Consider the following 18,413-nt stretch of genomic DNA (forward strand, 5'->3'; position numbering starts at 1 on the left):
GGTGACGTCGTGGCCGGCGGTGGCGAGGGCGACGGAGAGGGCGTGGACGTGGCGGCCTAGGCCGCCGACGAGCACCGGCGGGTACTCCCACGACAGCATCAGCACCCGCTGGCGCCGGGCGGGGTGGATGTCGATCACTTCGGCGTCAGGTGACATTCGGCCCCCTCGGAGTTGGCTCCGGCGCGCGCCGGCGCCACCCGCAGACCGGATGCCGCCGACGCGCCCTGGATCGGGGCCAATCCTTTCCCCGGCCGGATAACCGGCGGAGACGGTGCCGTTGCCGGGATGTAAAGCGTTACCGGCGGACCCGCCGGGCGCGCAGCACCTCGGCCACCGACCACGCCTGGAACGGGCAGCCGGTCGCTCCGTGCGGGGCCGCCCCGTCGGCGGTCTCGCTGACCGAACCCAGCCCGTACTCGCTCAGGTGCGCGTCGACGCCCGCGAACAACCCGTCGATGTCCATCTTCGCCCGCCGGGCGGCGTCCGCGTACGGCCCGAGCAGCCACGGCCACACCGTGCCCTGGTGGTAGCCGCCGTCGCGCTCGGCCGGGCCGCCCCGGTGCCGGGCGACGTAGCCGGGACAGCCGGGGGAGAGGCTGCGCGGCCCCAGCGGGGTGAGCAGCCCGGCGGCCACCCGGCGCAGGGTCGGCTCGTCCGGCTCCAACGGCGCGTACGGCAGCGACCAGGCCAGCAGTTGGTTCGGCCGCAGCAGGTCGTCGTCGTGGAACGGCGCACCACCCAGCGGGTACGCGGGCGCGGGCGCGTCCACCACGTCGTGCAGCCAGCCGACCGGCGAGGGGAACCGGGCGGCGAACGACGCGGTGGCCCGGGCGTGCAGCCGCCACAGTTCGGCGGCGTCGGAGCCGGCCAGCTCGGTCAGCTCGGCCAACCCCGCGAGGCCGTTGACCCACAGCGCGTTGACCTCCACCGGCTTGCCGGTGCGCGGGGTGACCGGCACCCCGGACACCCGGGCGTCCATCCAGGTCAGCGCCGTGCCCGGGGTGCCGCCCTGGGTGATCAGGCCGTCGGCCGGGTCGACGGCGATGCCGTACCGGGTGCCGGCCAGGTGTGCGTCGACGATCCCGCGCAGCGCGGGCAGCAGCTCGTCGCCGAGGTCGGTGTCCCCGCTGACGGTGACGTGCCGGCTCACCGCGTGCAGGAACCACAGCGTCGCGTCGACCGTGTTGTACTCCACCCGCCCGGTGTCGGCGGTGTTGGCGAGCATCCCCTCCGACAGGGTCGCCGCGTACGCCCGCAGCAGCTCCCGCCCCTCGTCGGCCCGGTTGGTGCTCAGGAAGAGCCCCTCGTAGGAGGTCATCGTGTCCCGCGACCAGGCGCCGAACCACGGGTAGCCGGCGACCACGTCGGGGCCGGCGGCGGTGCGCACCACGAACGCGTCGGCGGCCAGCGCGAGGGTGGCCTCGACCGCGTCGGCCGGCGCGGCCCGCGCCACCATCCGCCGGTTGCGCCGCCGGGCCGCCGCGACGATCTCCTCCGCCGGGGGCGGATCGGCGGCCAGGTCGCCGGCCCAGGCCAGCACCGACACCGTGTCGCCGGGGCGCTCCAGGGCGCCGGAGAACCGCCCGGCGTGCCACACGTCCTCGTCGGGGTGCAGGCCCCGCGCCTCCTCCTCGCGGTGGTGCACGCCGACCCACCACTGGCCCTCCGGGGACCAGCCCGGCCCGGCGAGCCGGAACGCGCCCTCCACCACCGCGCCGCCGTCCACCGGCTCGACCCGGGGCGCCGGGCCGTCCGCGCGCCGCTCGCCGTGCGCGTCCCGCCAGGTGCAGGCCGCCGACAGCTCCAGCCGGACCGGCCCGCCGGCGACGAGCCGGTGCACCACGGCCACGCACGAGCGCCCGTACGCCATGGCCAGCTCGCGCTCGATGACCACGTCGCCGATGCGCCACCGCCAGCGGGGCAGGCCGTCGGTCAGGTCGAAGCCTTCCAGCAGCTCGAAGCCGCGCGGGTCGATGTCGCCGGAGGACCACTCGTGCGCGCCGAGGCGCAGCCGGGCACCGGAGGGGAGGACGACCGCCGAGTCCAGGCTGACCAGTCCCATCCGGCGGGACGCCGGTGTCTGGCCGGGGACCACCAGCAGCCCGTGGTAGCGGCGGGTGCGCAGCCCGCTCACGGTGCCCATCGCGTACCCGCCCAGGCCGTCCGGGACCAGCCATTCCCTGGTGGCCCCGCCGGTCAGCTCCCCGCACACCTGGGGTCCGAAACGAATGTCGATCAACTTTCCTCCAGCGGCGGCGAGGTGTAACACGCCACGACGAGAATGGCCGCTGTGGTGGAGTACCCCGGCGGCGTCGAAGATAGGCACGTGATCACCGACGTGCCCCATGGACCCGCGTCCGCACCCGACGCCGAACGGCTCCGGCTCGCCCAGGCCGACTCGGGGGAGCAGGACTGGCGCGCATGGGGTCCCTATCTGTCCGAGCGGGCGTGGGGGACGGTACGGGAGGACTACAGCGAGCACGGTACGGCGTGGGACTACTTCCCCCACGACCACGCGCGGTCCAGAGCCTACCGGTGGAACGAGGACGGCATGGCGGGCGTCTGCGACGACCGGCAGACGTTCTGCTTCGCCCTCGCCCTGTGGAACGGCCGGGACCCGATCCTCAAGGAGCGGATGTTCGGCCTGGGCGGGGACGGCGGCAACCACGGCGAGGACGCCAAGGACTACTGGTGGTACCTCGATTCGACACCCACCCACTCCTGGATGCGTTGGCGTTACCACTACCCCCAGGCCGCCTTCCCGTACGACGAACTGGTCGCCGTCAACGCCCTGCGCGGTCGCGACGACACCGAGTACGAGCTGGTCGACACCGGGGTCTTCGACGACGACCGGTACTGGGCGGTGACCGTCGACTACGCCAAGGCGTCCCCGAGCGACATGTGCGTCGTGGTGACCGTGGCCAACCGGGGGGACACCGACGAGCGGCTGCACGTGTTGCCGTCGCTGTGGTTCCGCAACACCTGGGCGTGGGGGCTGCCCGGCGGCGACCGGGTGCCCCGGATCGTCGGCTCGGGCTCGGGCTCGGGCTCCGGCTCCGGCCCGGACGGCGGCGCCCGGCTGGTCGGCGAGCACTGGGTGCTCGGCCAGATCCTGCTGGAGGGCGACGGCGACCCCGTCCCGCTGCTGTGCGACAACGACACCAACGCCGAGCGGCTCTGGGGGCTGCCCGGCCGCTCGCCGTACCCGAAGGACGGGATCAACGACCACGTGGTCGACGGCGCGGCGACGGTCAACCCGGACCGGGTGGGGACCAAGGGGGCGCTGCACTACGTGCTCGACGTGCCCGCCGGCGGACGACGGCAGATCCGGCTGCGGCTGACCCGCACCGTCCCGCCGCCCGGCGGGACGCCGCCGCCCCGGGCTGACCTGGGCGACGGCTTCGACGCGGTGGTGTGGGCCCGGCGGGCCGAGGCGAACCGGTTCTTCGACAGCGTCGTGCCGGACGCCGCCACGGCCGACGAGGCGCTGGTCGCCCGGCAGGCCATCGCCGGGCTGATGTGGGGCAAGCAGTTCTACCACTTCGACGTGCAGCGGTGGCTGGCCGGCGACCCCGGTTCCGCGCCCCCGCCGGCCGGCCGCCGGCACGGGCGCAACAGCCACTGGTGGCACATGACCAGCTTCGACGTGATCTCCATGCCGGACCCCTGGGAGTACCCCTGGTACGCGGCCTGGGACCTGGCCTTCCACTGCGTGAGCATCGCCCGGGTCGACCCGGGCTTCGCCAAGTCGCAGCTCCTGCTCCTGCTGCGGGAGTGGTACCTGCACCCCAACGGGCAGATCCCCGCGTACGAGTGGGCGTTCGGCGACGTCAACCCGCCGGTGCACGCCTGGGCGGCGCTGAAGGTGTTCGAGATCGACGGCTCCCGCGACCACGAGTTCCTCGCCCGGGTGATGCACAAGCTGCTGCTCAACTTCACCTGGTGGGTCAACCGCAAGGACACCGGCGGCAACAACGTCTTCGAGGGGGGCTTCCTCGGGCTGGACAACGTCGGCCCGTTCGACCGTTCGGCGGCGCTGCCGGTGGCCGGGACGCTGGAGCAGTCCGACGGCACGGGCTGGATGGGCATGTACGCGCTCAACCTGCTCGACATCGCCATCGTCCTGGCCGAACACGACCCCACCTGGGCCGACACCGCCACCAAGTTCTTCGAACACTTCGCCTACATCGCCGCCGCCGCGTACGAGCAGGGGCTGTGGGACGACGAGGACGCGTTCTTCTACGACGTGCTGCGGCTGGCCGACGGCAGCCAGGTGCCGCTGAAGGTCCGCTCGGTGGTCGGGCTGCTGCCGCTGGCGGCGACCACCCGGCTCACCGCGCGGACCCTGCGTCGGCTGCCCGAGCTGGGCGCCCGGCTGCGCTGGTTCCTCACCAACCGCCCCGAGTACGCCGGCGTGATCGGCGCCCGCCGGATCGGCCCGGACGGCAGCCAGCAGCGGCTGCTGTCCATGGTCGGCCCGGAGCAGGTGGTCCGGCTGCTGGCCCGGATGCTGGACCCCGACGAGTTCCTCTCCGAGTACGGCCTGCGCACGCTCAGCCGCGCGCACCTGGACAAGCCGTTCACCGTCACCCTCGGCGGGCAGGAGTTCAGCGTCGGCTACGAGCCGGCCGAGTCGACCAGCGGCCTGTTCGGCGGCAACTCCAACTGGCGCGGCCCGATCTGGATGCCGACCAACTTCCTGCTGATCAGCGCGCTGCGCGACTACGCCGCGTTCTTCGGCGACGACCTCCAGGTGGAGTACCCGACCAGGTCGGGGGTGAAGCACACCCTCGACGAGATCGCCGACGACCTCTCCGCCCGGCTGATCTCGCTGTTCACCCGGGACGACTGGGGTCGCCGGCCGATCTACGGGGCCGCGCAGCTCTTCCAGACCCACCCGGACTGGCGGGACCTCATCTGCTTCCCCGAGTACTTCCACGGCGACAACGGCGCGGGCCTGGGCGCGTGGCACCAGACCGGCTGGACGGCCCTGGTCGCCGACCTGATCCTCACCCTGCGCCGCTGACCCGGCCCATCGACGGCGTCCCGGTCACGCGACGCGGCGGATGCGGCGGACGGCGAGGTGGAGCAGCAGGGCGGCGACGGCGACGAAGATGCCGGTCTCGATGGCCTGGAACAGCCAGAACCGGGTTCCGGGCTGGTAGAGCTGCCAGTTGTAGGCGCCCGAGGTGATGCCGAGGTCGGCGCCGCAGGCGGCTCCCGGTCCGGTGGCGTCGGGCGCGCAGGCAATCTGTGCGTTGGCCGTGACCATCTTGCCGGAGGCGTCGCGGATGCCGTAGGACAGGATCCAGTCGCCGGCGGCCGGGTTGGTCTGCTCGGTGGCGTCCTTGACCGGGAAGGTCAGGACGCGGGCGGGCAGGTAGTGCGGCCGGGCGAGTGTCGTCAGGGCGATGCGCAGCCCGAGGAACCCGACGAGCGTGGCGGACATCGCCGGCAGCACCTTGGGCCAGATGGTGCCGGCGAAGATGCCGAGCGTGACCGCGAAGATCGTGTAGCCGATCGGGGCCGTGCCCTGCATGTCGAAGAAGAAGATGTTGAAGCGGCTGTGCTGCCCGGCCTGGCTCATCGGGGTCAGCCACCACGAGACGCCCAGTCCGTAGACCACCGAGGCGACGAGCGCGACGGAGCCGGCGACCCCGAACTTGACCAGCGCCCAGCGTCCCCGGCTGACGCCCTGGGTCCAGACCATACGGTGGGTGCCCTGCTCGATCTCGCGGGCGACCAGCGGCGCACCCCAGAACAGCCCGACCAGCAGCGGCAGGACGAGGAAGAGCACACCGATCATGGTCAGCACGCCGTACTGACCGTTGAACTGGATGGACGCCCTGCCGCAGGTGTCGGCGTCAGCCGGGATCACCGAGGCGGTGCCCAGCGCGCGGACACAGTCGTCCAGGCCCAGGTCGGCGAAGGTGTGCCGCATGGCCAGACCGGTGGGGACCATCAACACGGCGAGGAGCGCGAGGCCGATCGCGGTGAACAGTGCTTGCTTGCGGTGCTGCCGCCAGGCGAGCCAGATCATGCCGGCACCTCCCACGCGGCGTGCGGCCGGGGGCCGGCGTCACCGAGATAGGCGAGGATGAGGTCTTCCAGAGTCACGTCGTACGCCTTCCATGCCGGATCCCGCAGCGGAGCGTCCGTGCGGACCAGCAGCGTGGACTGCCGATCGGTGTGCTCGGCCCGCACGACCTGCGCGACCCCGTCGGGCGGCGAGCCGCCGTCTCGGGGGCCGACCAGCCGCCGGTGCTCGGTGAGCAGGGCGCTGACGTCGCCGACGAGCCTCACCTGCGAGGCGTGCAGCACGATGAGGTGGTCGCAGGTGCGTTCGAGGTCCGCCAGGATGTGCGAGGACAGCAGCACCGTGGTGCCCGTCTCGGCGACGACGCCCATCAGCGCCTGGAGGAACTCGCGCCGGGCCAGCGGGTCGATGCTGGCGACCGGCTCGTCGAGCAGCAGCAGCCGTGGGCGCTTGGCCATCGCCAGGGCGAGGGCGACCTGGGCCCGCTGACCGCCGGACAGCTTGCCGACCGGCTTGTCGCGCGGGATGCCGATCTGCGCCAGCCGGCGGTGCGCCTGCGCCGTGTCGAAGCGCCGGTTCAGCCTGGCGCCCATGGTGAACAGCTCGTCCGCCGTGAAGTCCCGGTACAGCGGCGTGTCCTGGGCCACGAAGCCGACCTCGGACAGGACGGCGATGTCGTCGTACGGCGTCCGGCCGAAGACCCGTACGGCGCCGGCGTCCGGCCGCAGTAGACCGACCGCCAGGTGCAACAGGGTGCTCTTGCCCGCTCCGTTGGGGCCGACCAGCGCGGCCACCCTCCCGGCCGGGAGGCGCAGCGAGCAGTCCCGCAGCGCCCAGGCCCTGCCGTACCTCTTGCCGAGCTGGTCGGTCTCGAGAACGATTTCCATCCGTGACCCTTCCGTCCTGCTGACGCGGTTTGCAGGTTTCGGTTCTACGCGGATGCCGGTGTCATGACGGTGCCGCCGGGTGACACCGTTCTGACACCCGCGCGGTGGCATGGTGGGGATCATGCGTGTGCTCGTGGTCGAGGATTTCGAGGTGCTGGCCCGTACGGTGGGTGTCGGGTTGCGCCGTGAGGGCATGGCGGTCGACGTGGTCCTCGACGGCGACGCGGCCCTCGGTCACCTCGCCGTGACCCGCTACGACGTGGTGGTGCTCGACCGCGACCTGCCGGGCGTGCCTGGCGACGAGGTGTGCCGGCGGATCGTGGACGAGCACTCGGCGACCCGGGTGCTGATGCTGACCGCGGCCGCGTCGGTGAAACAGCGGGTCGACGGCCTGGGCCTCGGGGCCGACGACTACCTCGCCAAGCCCTTTGACTTCGCCGAGCTGGTCGCGCGGGTGCGGGCGCTCGGCCGGCGGCCGGGCACGGCCGTGCCACCGATCCTGGAGTACGGGGAGCTCACGCTCGACCCCGGCCGCCGGGTCGCGACCCGCGGAGGACGCCGGTTGGACCTCAGCCCGAAGGAGTTCGCCGTCCTGGAATGCCTGCTCGCCGCGCACGGCCGGCTGGTGTCGGCGGAGGATCTGCTCGAACGGGTCTGGGACGAGGCGGCGGACCCGTTCACCACGGCGGTGAAGACCACCATCCGCCGGCTGCGGACCAAGCTGGGCGACCCTCCGATCATCCACACCGTTCGCGAGGGCGGCTACCGGGTCGGCGAACCGTGATGCACGTCCGGCTTCCCCGGCGGAGCCTGCATGTCCAGCTCACGCTGCTCTACGCCGTGCCCTTCCTGATCTCCGGCGTCGTGCTGCTCGCGATCCCGCTGCTGGGCAACAGGCAGGCCACCCCGGCGGGTCCGGTCGCGGATCCCGCCGGCGTCCCCGGCGACGGCGGTCACCTGGACCGGCAGTTCACCACCTCGGCGTGGGCCGTGGCCGGCATGGTGGTGGTCTCCCTGCTGCTCGGCTGGTTCGTCGCCGGCCGGTTCCTGCGCCCGCTGCGCACCATCACCGCCACCGCCCGGGAGATCTCCGCCAGCGACCTGCACCGCCGGCTCGGCCGGACCGGTCTGCACGACGAGTTCACCGACCTGGCCGAGACGCTGGATGACCTGTTCCAGCGGTTGCAGGCCGCTTTCGAGTCGCAGCGGCACTTCGTCGCCAACGCCTCGCACGAACTGCGTACCCCGCTCACCGCCGAGCGGACGGTGCTCCAGGTGGCGCTCGCCGACCCGGACGCCACCGCCGAGACGCTGCGGTCGGCGTGCCACGAGGTCCTCGCGCTCAACGACCAACAGGAACGCCTCATCGAGGCGCTGCTCACCCTGGCGCACGGCGAACAGGGCCTCCAACCGCACACCCGGCTCGACGTCGCCGACACCGCCGCCGAGGTGGTCGCCGCCCGCCATCAGGACGCCGGTCGGCGGGGCATCCGGATGCACACCGCCCTCGATCGGGCACCGACGACCGGCGACCCCGACCTGATCGAGCGCCTGGTTGTCAACCTGGTCGACAACGCCGTGCGGCACAACGCGCCGGGCGGGTGGGTCGAGATCAGCACGACGACCACCGCGACCGGCGGCGCCGTCCGGGTCAGCAACTCCGGCCCGGTGGTGCCACCCGGCGAGGTCGACGCGCTGTTCCAGCCGTTCCGGCAGGTCGGCAACCGCCGGATCAGGCACCCCGACGGACACGGGTACGGGCTCGGTCTGGCCATCGTCCGCGCGATCGCCGAGTCGCACGGGGCGACCATCGACGCCCGGGCCCGGGCCACCGGCGGTCTCGACATCGAGATCGGGTTTCCCGGATGAATGAGCCGCGGCCGGCCGGGACGCGCCTGGTCGGCGCATCGGCGTCGGCCGCCGGCCTGCCCCGACCGGTCAGGCCGACCGGCGGTGGGCGCGTCGTCAGCCGATCGTGGCGAGCAGGTCCCGGCACGCCTGCTCGCAGGCGCGGCAGGCCTCGGCGCAGATCCGGCAGTGCTCGTGTGTCCCGGCGTGCCGCTCGCACTCGTCCCCGCAGGAGCGGCAGGCGGTGACGCACGCCTCCAGCAGCGATCGGGTGATGTTCGCGTCGTAGCCGGTGTGCCGGGAGATCACCCGGGCGGTGGCGGCGCAGATGTCCGCGCAGTCCAGGTCCGTGCGGATGCACTTGGCGAGCATGCCCACGTTGTCCTCGCCCAGGCAGGCGTCTGCGCAGGCGGTGCACGCCTGGGCGCACGCGGCGAGGGCGTCGATCGTCCGGGCCAGCCGGTCGCGGTCCAGGTTGATCTCGGCCGGGTACGTCTTGAGCATGGCGCTCGTCGTCGCCGTCATCGCGGCTGCTCCTCTCGTCGCGGGTCGTCCCGGCGGTACCCGTTCTGCCCGGCGTAAACCCGCGTGCCTCGTTCCCGCGCCGGCAGTACGGTGTCCCGGGGTCGTGCGGGAGGGAAGAACATGGGACACGCCATGGGGCGGCGCCGGGGCGCGCAGGTGATGGTCTTCGACGCCGACGACACGTTGTGGGAGAACAACGTGCTGTTCGAGCGGGTGATCGACGACTTCCTCGACTGGCTGGACCACCCCACGCTCGACCGGGTCGAGATCCGGAAGGTGCTCGACGACGTGGAGCGGGCCAACGCCGTCGCCCACGGGTACGGCAGCAAGGTCTTCCTGCGCAGCCTGGGCGAGTGCCTGGAGCGGCTGCGCGAGCGTCCCGCCACCGACGCCGAGCGCCGGGAGATCGACCTGCTGGCCGAGGCGCTCGTCGCGCACCGGGTCGAGCTGATGCCCGGGGTCGCCGAGACGCTCGACGCGCTGGCCGGGCGGCACCGGCTGCTGCTGCTCACCAAGGGCGACCGCGAGGAGCAGCAGCGCAAGCTGGACGCGTCCGGGCTGCTGCACCACTTCCACGCCGCGCACATCGTGCGGGAGAAGGACGCCGAGACCTACCGGTGGCTGGTCGGGGAGCACGGCTTCGACCCGGCCGCCGCCTGGATGATCGGCAACTCCCCGAGGTCGGACATCCTGCCGGCGCGGGCGGCCGGGATGCGGGCGGTGTTCATCCCGAACGAGAACACCTGGGTACTGGAGCACGACGACCTCGACCCGACGGACGTCGGGGTGCTCCGGCTGGCCGCCTTCCCGGAGCTGCTCCGGCACTTCTGAGCCCTCGTCCGGCTTTTCGCGAACCACCCGGACGGACCCGCTCCCGGTGGGTTAAGCGCCGGGACCGCTGACCCTGTTACGGGGACATGCCGGTTTTCGGCATTGACATCAATCATCCCCGCCCGGCGGCGGGAAATCTTGTTCGACCGGTGGCGACGGACCTAGCCTTGGCCGGCGCTCGCGGCTCGTCGGGGTGAGTCGGGAGCGTGCCGAAGTCCGGCGGTGGAGCACCGTGGAGCTGAGGTGCGGGCGGGCTGGCTCGCCGCGTTGAGCCCGGCGTGGGCGGCGTGCCGCGCGCCCGCGCTCGTCGCGGCGGATTCCGCTGCCGTGCCGGACGACGGCTGGTGGGTCAGGGCCGGGGAGTTGCGGACCCGGTCCTGACCCGAGCCGACCCGGCGGGCCGACGCCGCCGGTCGCGGGCCGGCGACCGTGGTTCAGGAGATCTCGCCCCGGACGATCGCCACCGCCACCCGGCAGAACTCGTCCATGTCCGGTCGGAATCCGGCGGCGATGTCCGGGTGCAGCCCGGACCGGGTCTCGTCCAGCAGCCGCTGACAGACCTGCTCGACCGGCTCGCCCGCGTAGCTGACCCGGATCCGCTCGGTGGCCGCCTGCAGGGCCGAGGTCAGCTGATCCTCCAGCGGGCCCCGCAACTTCTGCTGCACGGGGTCGAGCCCGCTCGGGTCGAGCGTGACATGTGGCTCCGACATCGGCGCTCCCTTCGTCGGCGTCCGCGGTACCCCACCTCGGGCGTCGGTCAAACCATGGCCGGCACGGCGGCCACCCGTACCTGGTAGGAGAATTCCTCCGCCGGCTTCTCCAGGTACGACAGCCGGCGGATCTGCCGGTCGTCGGTGTAGAGCGCGACGTCGGCGAGGACACCGAGGTGGGTCAGGCCGATCGTGGCGACCCGCTTCTTGTTCTGTAGCACCGCGCAGACCCCGCCGAGCAGGGCGCTGGCGTCGGAGATGCGGTGCCCCGGCGGACAGCGCAGGGTCACCTCCACCTCCACCGGCCCGTCCAGCGGGGTCCAGCCGGTGCGCTGGGCCGCCGAGCAGGCTGCCAGGAGCAGGGCCCGGACCCTCGTCGCCTGCCGGTGGCCGGCGGCGAAGATGGACAGGGCTTCGGTCTTCACCGGTGGCAGGCCGCTCACCTCGAACGTCAGGGCGAGAGCGCGGGTGTCCTGCACGACGGCACCTCCTCGTCGTCAACGATCCTGCCCAACCGGTGGACCGGCAGCGGGGGGATCGCTCGATTACCCACCGATCGGGCAGGCAGGGCTTGGCCGGAGGGGTGTCGACTTCGACGGCGACGCCTGGCGGCCGAGTTGGGCAAACGCTGGGGAAACGCTAGTCGAACCGGTGGACGCTGGGTAGCATCGCCGAGCCCGTGTCGGAACGTTCCTGCCGCCGGGCGGGCGCTCAGGAGCTGGGGCGCGGCGCGAAGGCGCAGAACTCGTTGCCCTCCGGGTCGGCCAGCACCCACCAGCCGATGTCGGCGTCGGGCTCGCGCAGCAGAGTCGCGCCGGCTGCGATCAGCCGGGTGGCGTCGGGGCCGGTCAGGTCGACGTCCCAGTGCACCCGGTTCTTCACCCGCTTGCGCTCCGGCACCGGGTCGAAGACCCAGCGGTCCCAGGGGAAGCCCGCCGCGCCGACGACGGACGCGGTGCCCTCCTCGGTGGTCTCCGCCCGGCCGCCGACGATCCCCGCCCACCAGGTGGCCTGGGCGATCGGGTCGGCGCTGTCCACCACCAGCTCGAACGTCCCCGGCCGGGAGCCCTCCCGGGGGGCGAAGGCACAGAACTGGTTGCCCTCCGGGTCGGCCAGCACCCACCAGCTCACCTCCACGTCCGGCTCGCGGACCAGCCGGGCCCCGGCCGCCAACAGCTCCGTCGGCTCGGGCCCGGCCAGTCGCAGGTCGAGGTGCACCCGGGTCTTGGCGGTGCGCGGCTCGGGCACCCGGTTGACCCAGATCGACTCGGCGCCGGGGCCACCCCGGGGGTCGATCCGGGCGTCCCCGTCGCCGGTGTCGACCACCTCGCCGTCGAGCACACCGGCCCAGAAGCCGGCCAGCCGGAGGGCGTCGTTGGCGTCCATGCAGAGGTCCTTGAAGCGCGCGATCATCCGGCCATCATGCCGGCCGGGTCCGACGGCCACCGTCCGCGCCGGTCAGCGGCGACCGCGCTTGATCTCGTGGAAGGCCGGCAGTCGCAGCAGCGGCAGCAGCGAGTCCCACACGGTCAGCGCGTCGTCGGTGCCGGGGACCTCGGTCAGGATCGGGCCGTGGATGCCGCGCTCCGCGCCGGGCACGGTCAGCACCGGCGAGCCGATGTCCGGGCCCGCCGAGGAGTACGCCAGGGCGTGCGACTCGCGTACCGCCTCGTCCCAGCGGTCGTCGTCGAGGGCCGGCGCGGCGGCGGTGAGGCCGGCCGCCTCGACGGCCGCCTCCACCAGCTTGCCCGACAGCGGGTTGCCGGCGTCGTGGGTGCGCGCGCCCAGTTCGGCGTAGAAGCGCGCAGTGTCCTCGCCCCGGCCCTCGGCGCGCAGCGCCTCCACCAGCCGCAGTGCCCGGCCGGAGGCGGCCATCGCCTCGGCGAACTGCGGCGCCACCTTCCCCTCGTTCAGGATGGCGAGGCTGAACGACCGCCACTCGACGGTCAGCCCGCGGGCGTCGGCCACGGCCACCAGCCAGCGCGAGGTGCGCCAGGTCCACGGGCAGGCGGGGTCGAAGAAGAAGGTGGCGTCCATCGGCCGAGCCTACGGCGGGACGGGCCGGACCGCAGCGGGCCGAGGTCGTCCCCACGGCTGACAGCGGGGATGGTGGGGTGGTCCACCGCCCCGGCCGATCATGCCGCGCCCCGGTCGACTCCCCCGTCGCGGAAGAAGAGCAGTTGCTCGACGAAGAGGTACAGCCGCTCGATCTCCGTGGCGAGATGTAGCTGGTCGTGCCATCCCAGGCCCTGCGGCGTGAAGGGGGACAACAGGTGCGCCGCGCGCCGGATGCCGCCCTCGGACACCTCCGCCAACGCGTCCAGCAGCAGGTCCGGGTGCCGGGTCAGGCCGGTGTCGTACAACTCGCCGGCCGCGCCTCGACCCCTCGCGACGTCCAGCACGAAGAGGATCGCCGGGTCGGTCTCGCCCCGCACGTTCCGGTCGACCTGGCCGACCACGCCCGGGTGCGCAGGCCGGCCCCGGCCGCCGTCCGCAGACGTCGTCGTGTTCTCGTTCGTCCTGTTCTCCGGCCGTCCCACCCACGGGCGATCGAGATTCGCCAGGGCGATGAGCAGCCGTTCCGCCGGCGGTCGCCGGGCGATCTTCGACCAGGCGTCGATCCGCTGATGCTGGATCCGGTAAGGAAGCTCGACGTCGGCCGGTTCGGCCGCGGTGGGGTCGTGGGGAACAACCGACCGGGGCAGAAGTTCCACGTCGACGAGGTCCGGGGCATGCTGACTCTGTTCGGTCAGCTGACCGAGTGCGTTCATCACTGCGCGGCGGATCACCGCCACCCGCTCGACGGCGAGCGCGGCCCTGAGCCTCCTCCGATGGTCCGCACGGCTTCTCGTCAGCACGAAGCCGTACCGGCGGTAGGGATCACCGGAGCGGAGATCGGTCCACGGCGGCTGTTGCAGCAGTGCCAGGAACGGTTGCAGCGGCGCCCGCCACAGGGCAGGTCCCCGATGCCGGATCTGGTCCGCGGCGATGCGGTCGAGTTCCGCCCTCGACGCTGGCTCACCGGCTCGTATCACCCTGGTCCGGCTGCCATGGACCAGCACGAGAAAGGCGAGGGCGAGTGCGAACATCGCCACCAGATAGAGCAGGTTGGTCGGCAGGGTTTCGCCGACCGCCAACGCGATGACCGCCACCCCCGTCGTGACGAGCAGTATCAGGGAGCCGATGAACCAGGTGCGCTGCCGGTGCGTGAGGTAGACCTCGTGGATCTCGGCCAGTTCCTCCCGCTCCCGCCGAACCCGAACCGCCTCGATCCTGTCCACCAACCGCCGCCGCTCGTCCGGCCAGCGGATGGCCAACTCGTCGAAGCGCCGTTCGATCTGGCTGTCGACCTGTCGCCGGTTCGCCCCGAGCATCGCCCGCCGCAGTTCACCGGCGTTACGGGACCGGTCCAGCCCCAGGTCGGCGAGTTCGCCGTAGAGCCTGGGGAAGTCGACCTGCTCGTATCGCCCCGTGCCGTGCCGCTCGGCTCCCTCGATCAGAGCCGCCAGCGCCCTGGCGATGGATTCGCCGTCACGGTAGACGAGCACCTCGTCGTAGACGTCCCGCAGCAGGTGCAGCACCTCGGTGCTGGCATAGCCGATCACGATCAGGACGTGCCTCGGCTGGATGCCGACCGGCGCGGCGGGCCCGCCCATACGGTCAGCCGCGCTCCGGGGCATGGTCAGCCGAACCGCCACGTCCTCCTCGGCGCGCTCGGTCTCGTCGGTGTAGAACATGGCCTCGCTGAGCCGGATCAGCAGGCGGCCGTCGTGCGGAGTGTCCACGGCGTAGTGGAAGCCCAGCTCCGGCTCGCGGGTGATCGGCCCGAGCCGCCGTAGGACCCGACGGACGGCCCGGTCCACGCCCTCGCGGTCGAGAACCGCGAGATCGTCCGGCACGCCGCTCTCGTCGATCTCCTTCGCGTCCGTGTCCAGCGCGTCGAAGGACTGGAATGCCAGCTGTAGCAGGGCCCGCGGATTGCCACCGCTGTTGCGCAGGAGTTTGCGCATCGCGGCGTCGCTGAACGGCCAGGGGGCCCGGTAGCCCGGCGGCGTCTGCGTGCCGAACGACGCGACGACGTACCGGCCGACCAGGTCCCGGGCCTCGTCGGGCTGCAACGTCGAGCAGACGATGTCGTTCGCGCCGAAGCGTTGCCGCAGGTCCTGCGGGAGCGCGTTCCAGGCGCGGTCGTTGCTGGCGACGATGAGCATGCCCTTGAGGTCGGGAATCGCCTCGACCAGGGAGTGCAGTAGCCCCGCGCCCTCCGGGACCACCCGCTCCTGGGCATCGAGGAGCAGCTTCTCGGCCTGGTCGAGGATGAGCACGAGCGGCCGACCGGCCCGCTCGCAGATCAGCGTCAGCAACTGGAGGCCGTAGCGGCACTGGTCCGGCGTGTCGAGCTGCCGCGATATGCCGACGCGCCGCAGCTCGGGCTCACTGACCTGCCGCCCCAGCAGCCAGTCGTACGCGACCTCCTTCAGGGCCGGTTCCAGCAGGTAGGTCAGTGCGCGCTGGAAGTTCCTCTCGTCGCGTACGGCGTCGCGCATCCGGTCCGCCTGCGCCTCCAGCAGCAGGCCGCGCTCCAACAGGTGGTCGTCGAACATCTGCAGCAACGCGGCGGGATCCCGGCGGAGGTCGTCCTGGATATCGGCGGTCGCGGGCGACGGGTCGGCCACGGCCGACAGGGAACCAAGGAACCGCAGCGCCAGCCCCGTGAGGTCGGAGAGGGAGAGCTGCGCCATCAGCCGGCGGTACGCCTGTACGAAGTCCGAACCATCGAGCTTGACGTACAACGGCAACACCTGCGCGTTGCCGGGATGGGTGGCGATCTGGCCGACGGCGGCCCGGATGGCGTGGGTCTTGCCGGCGCCGTGGGCACCGTGCACGTATGCCACCTGGCCGCTGGAGACGCCGCCCAGCTCATGGGACCGGCGAAACCTGCTCACGAGCAGACTCAGCCGGCGGACCTGTTGCAGGGCCACCGTGGGCGTGGCGCCGGCCCACCTCTGGTACGACTCGGCGAAGGGCCCCTCCTCGATGGCGGTGGTGGCCTGCGCGGGGAAGGGGTTCAACCGGGGCAGCTCAGCGGACACGACGGAGGCCTCCTTCCGCGTGGGGCGGGGCGCTCTCGGCTTGCTGCACCGATTCCTCGATCCACTGGGCGGGGATGCGCAGGTTCCGCGCGGCGGGCCAGCACTCGTCCCCGTTGTACGTGCGTAGCCGCCACTCCAGCAGCCAACCGAGCCAGTGCAGCGCGCGTCCGACGGGCGGGCGCCGCGCGCCGAAGGTGTCCCGGATGCCCTTCAGCTCGAAGGGACACTCCAGCTCGGGTGCCTCGTGCTGCCACCGGTTGCGGGCCAGCAGGTCGACGTCGTCCCCGCTCAGCAGTGGCACCTGCACCGGCAGAGCCCACCGCCGCCAACGGTCGCGCTCTTTCATCCGGTCCGGGTCGGCGGTGTCGGCGGTGCGGTAGTCGTCCCGGGTGACGACGACGAGGAGATCGACCCGGGCGAACACGACAGCCAGCGTGTCGAGGAAGTCGTCGTTCTGTATGCCCTCGATCAGCAGGCCGAGCGTCCAGGCCGGCTTCATCCGCTTCCGCATGTAGTTCGCCAGGAAACCGGCCTGGGCCTGCAGGTCGAGGATCTCCGGCCGGGTCGGCCCGTTGGGGACCACCTCGAGCAGCCGGTCCCGGTGCTCGCCCCAGCCCCCCAGCTCCATCAGCTCGTTCCGGATCGCCTTCAGCACCTCCTGCGCACGCCGGAGGCTGTCGTGATCGATCTCGTCGTACACGATCAACCTGAAGTCGTCGCCCAGTTGGTGGAGTTCCCGGTACTGGTGCGCGATGAGCTTGGCCAACGAGGTTCGGCCGGTCGCCTCGCGGCCGGACAGCAGGAAGGCGGCGGCCTTACCCGTTGCCGCCGCCTGGTCGAGTTGCTCCTCGATCTCGTCGAACGGGGCCCCGGCGAAGTCCACCAGCAGAGCGCGGTCCCGCTCCTTCCGGGGATCGAGGTCACGGTGCCGGTACGGGTCGCCCTGGGTCAGGCCGTACCGCTTGTAGTCCACCTGGTCCTTGGCTTTTCGGGCCCGAGGGCCGACGCCACCGCTCATGCCGCCCGCCCGCCGAACAGGGTGAGGTAGTCGTGGATCCGGTCCTGCTCCTCCTCGAAGGTGGACGCGGCGAACAGGTGTTCCAGTTCGGGCTGCCGCCGGTAGTGCGGTGCGACGGCGTGGTAGAGGGAGGTGCCCGAGTCGTCCCCGTATCGACTGCGGAAGCCGTCCTCGGTGAACTCCAGGCGGTCCCGGTACAGACACTCCAGGACCACGAGCACCCGGGGATCGGTCAGCACGGCGGAGAAGAGCCGGGGCACCTGCACCCGCAGTACGGCCAGCCGGACCACCAGGTCGTCGCGCAACTCGTCGAGGCCGGGAGTCCCGGCGACGATCGCGGTCGTGACCGTGAGGAAGTTCAGCACGCGCTTGATCTTGCGCGGGTTCGGCCTCAGCACCGCCTGCAACAGGTCGCCGTGCCGAGCCAGCAGAGCCGGCTGAGCGTGCGCCTCGACCAAACGCCGAACGCTCCGGCTGTCCAGCGGCAGCAGGTACAGCGGCAGTTGGATCATCTTCTCGAGGTATTCGTCCCCGATGTCCATCATGCCGTCCGGGTCGAAGCCGAAGCCCTGATACTTGATGGCCACGCCCCGGTCGACCAGTTCCTTCGAGATGGCCATCAGCACGAACACCCCGGGCACGTCGAGGAAGAGCTTGACCGACTCGAGCAGGTCCACGATCTGGTCCGGTTCGCAGCGGTCGATGTCGTCGATGAAGAAGACGACCTGGGCGCCCTGGCCACGGATGCCGGCCACCTCGTCGCGGAGCAGGTTACGCAGGTTACGCAGCTCGCTCTCGACCTGGCTCCGCTGTGCCACGTACCGCTCCACGGCCTGGTCGTACTTGTCCACGGTCAGGAAGCCCGCGGTGAGGGTGGTCAGGAGTGCGTCCGCGGTGAGGGTCCCGATGACGCTGGCGACCCGGGTTACGGCGTGGGTGAATCGCTTCTTCCGGTCCGCCAGCAGTGTCTCCTGAAGCGCGTGCAACAGCGGTACGAGCATGTTCGGCTCGTTGCGGTGCACCCAGGGATTGAAGTGCACCCGGACGAAGGCATCCGGGTTCTCCACACCCAGCCGCTCGTCCACCATGGCGAGGACACTCGACTTCCCGCTGCCCCACGCGCCGAGCACACCGACGGTGAAGGGGGTCGTGCTCGTGGGGCTGGTCAACAACGAGAGGATCGGCTCCACGTATCGGTCGAACCGCAGCTGGTCCTCATCGCAGCGGACAGGTGCGTCGGACAGGACGGCGAGGCCGGTCATCGCTCTTCCGATCGTCGAGGGCGCGGTGGAGAAGACACGCGATCCTGATGGGTGTACGTAGTTCGTCAGGACTGTCACCTTAAGACAGACGCGCCCGGGGCGGGTGACCGCCGAACGGTCGAGGCGACTGACCGAGTGTCGTACCCACGGGCCTGCGACGTCAGCGACTGCGGGAGGTAACCAGGCCGGCCCATCCGTGGCT

16 protein-coding genes are annotated in these 18,413 nt (G+C 72.0%); 4 read left to right on the forward strand and 12 right to left on the reverse strand.

Features of this window, described 5'->3' with window-relative positions:
- Both ACFYZF_RS27365 and ACFYZF_RS27370 read right to left on the reverse strand, forming a co-directional pair.
- Positions 1 to 210, reverse strand: a 210-nt coding sequence (locus ACFYZF_RS27365) for a glycogen/starch synthase (RefSeq protein ID WP_387025595.1), incomplete at its 3' end; no start/stop codon positions are given.
- 85 nt (positions 211 to 295) lie between these two features.
- Positions 296 to 2,239: an amylo-alpha-1,6-glucosidase gene (locus tag ACFYZF_RS27370; RefSeq protein ID WP_387025525.1), complete on the reverse strand. Its 1,944-nt coding sequence runs from the start codon at positions 2,237 to 2,239 to the stop codon at positions 296 to 298.
- A gap of 42 nt (positions 2,240 to 2,281) precedes the next feature.
- On the opposite strand from ACFYZF_RS27370, the gene ACFYZF_RS27375 reads away from it, so the two are divergent.
- The gene (locus ACFYZF_RS27375; RefSeq protein WP_387025527.1) at positions 2,282 to 5,026 is read left to right on the forward strand and encodes a glucosidase; all 2,745 of its coding nucleotides are present in this window, start codon (positions 2,282 to 2,284) and stop codon (positions 5,024 to 5,026) included.
- A gap of 24 nt (positions 5,027 to 5,050) precedes the next feature.
- Here ACFYZF_RS27375 and ACFYZF_RS27380 read toward each other — a convergent pair whose 3' ends face one another.
- Entirely contained in the window at positions 5,051 to 6,040 is a 990-nt protein-coding gene (locus ACFYZF_RS27380) for a transporter (protein WP_387025529.1), read from the reverse strand.
- Positions 6,037 to 6,924, reverse strand: coding sequence for an ABC transporter ATP-binding protein (locus ACFYZF_RS27385; RefSeq protein WP_387025531.1), 888 nt, complete (start codon positions 6,922 to 6,924; stop codon positions 6,037 to 6,039). The genes ACFYZF_RS27380 and ACFYZF_RS27385 overlap by 4 nt, the downstream gene beginning before the upstream one ends.
- A gap of 121 nt (positions 6,925 to 7,045) precedes the next feature.
- On the opposite strand from ACFYZF_RS27385, the gene ACFYZF_RS27390 reads away from it, so the two are divergent.
- Entirely contained in the window at positions 7,046 to 7,708 is a 663-nt protein-coding gene (locus ACFYZF_RS27390; RefSeq protein ID WP_387025533.1) for a response regulator transcription factor, read from the forward strand.
- Positions 7,708 to 8,793 (forward strand): sensor histidine kinase, encoded by a 1,086-nt coding sequence (locus ACFYZF_RS27395; protein WP_387025535.1) that lies wholly within the window; start codon positions 7,708 to 7,710, stop codon positions 8,791 to 8,793. Before ACFYZF_RS27390 ends, ACFYZF_RS27395 begins: the two co-directional genes overlap by 1 nt.
- A 96-nt stretch (positions 8,794 to 8,889) precedes the next feature.
- On the opposite strand, the gene ACFYZF_RS27400 is transcribed toward ACFYZF_RS27395, so the two are convergent.
- A complete protein-coding gene (locus ACFYZF_RS27400; protein ID WP_387025536.1) occupies positions 8,890 to 9,297 on the reverse strand; it encodes a four-helix bundle copper-binding protein in 408 nt (135 codons plus the stop codon).
- Between the two features lie 132 nt (positions 9,298 to 9,429).
- On the opposite strand from ACFYZF_RS27400, the gene ACFYZF_RS27405 reads away from it, so the two are divergent.
- Positions 9,430 to 10,128: an HAD family hydrolase gene (locus tag ACFYZF_RS27405; protein ID WP_387025597.1), complete on the forward strand. Its 699-nt coding sequence runs from the start codon at positions 9,430 to 9,432 to the stop codon at positions 10,126 to 10,128.
- Between the two features lie 434 nt (positions 10,129 to 10,562).
- On the opposite strand, the gene ACFYZF_RS27410 is transcribed toward ACFYZF_RS27405, so the two are convergent.
- The 7 genes from ACFYZF_RS27410 to ACFYZF_RS27440 form a co-directional block, all read right to left on the reverse strand.
- Positions 10,563 to 10,838: a hypothetical protein gene (locus ACFYZF_RS27410; RefSeq protein WP_387025537.1), complete on the reverse strand. Its 276-nt coding sequence runs from the start codon at positions 10,836 to 10,838 to the stop codon at positions 10,563 to 10,565.
- 47 nt (positions 10,839 to 10,885) lie between these two features.
- The gene (locus ACFYZF_RS27415) at positions 10,886 to 11,317 is read right to left on the reverse strand and encodes a hypothetical protein (protein ID WP_387025539.1); all 432 of its coding nucleotides are present in this window, start codon (positions 11,315 to 11,317) and stop codon (positions 10,886 to 10,888) included.
- Positions 11,318 to 11,549: 232 nt separating this feature from the next.
- Positions 11,550 to 12,251, reverse strand: a complete 702-nt coding sequence (locus ACFYZF_RS27420; RefSeq protein WP_387025541.1) for a VOC family protein — start codon at positions 12,249 to 12,251, stop codon at positions 11,550 to 11,552.
- Between the two features lie 45 nt (positions 12,252 to 12,296).
- Complete coding sequence (locus ACFYZF_RS27425) at positions 12,297 to 12,875, reverse strand: DsbA family protein (protein WP_350888813.1); 579 nt, start codon at positions 12,873 to 12,875, stop codon at positions 12,297 to 12,299.
- A 98-nt stretch (positions 12,876 to 12,973) separates the two neighbouring features.
- Entirely contained in the window at positions 12,974 to 15,931 is a 2,958-nt protein-coding gene (locus tag ACFYZF_RS27430) for a hypothetical protein (protein WP_387025543.1), read from the reverse strand.
- Positions 15,921 to 16,949: a hypothetical protein gene (locus tag ACFYZF_RS27435; protein ID WP_350888815.1), complete on the reverse strand. Its 1,029-nt coding sequence runs from the start codon at positions 16,947 to 16,949 to the stop codon at positions 15,921 to 15,923. Before ACFYZF_RS27435 ends, ACFYZF_RS27430 begins: the two co-directional genes overlap by 11 nt.
- Positions 16,946 to 18,211, reverse strand: coding sequence for a P-loop NTPase fold protein (locus ACFYZF_RS27440; protein WP_387025545.1), 1,266 nt, complete (start codon positions 18,209 to 18,211; stop codon positions 16,946 to 16,948). The genes ACFYZF_RS27435 and ACFYZF_RS27440 overlap by 4 nt, the downstream gene beginning before the upstream one ends.
- Positions 18,212 to 18,413: the final 202 nt, after the last annotated feature.

Origin of the sequence: Micromonospora sp. NPDC001898 (genome assembly GCF_042891255.1) — a bacterium.
Taxonomy (GTDB): Bacteria; Actinomycetota; Actinomycetes; order Mycobacteriales; family Micromonosporaceae; genus Micromonospora.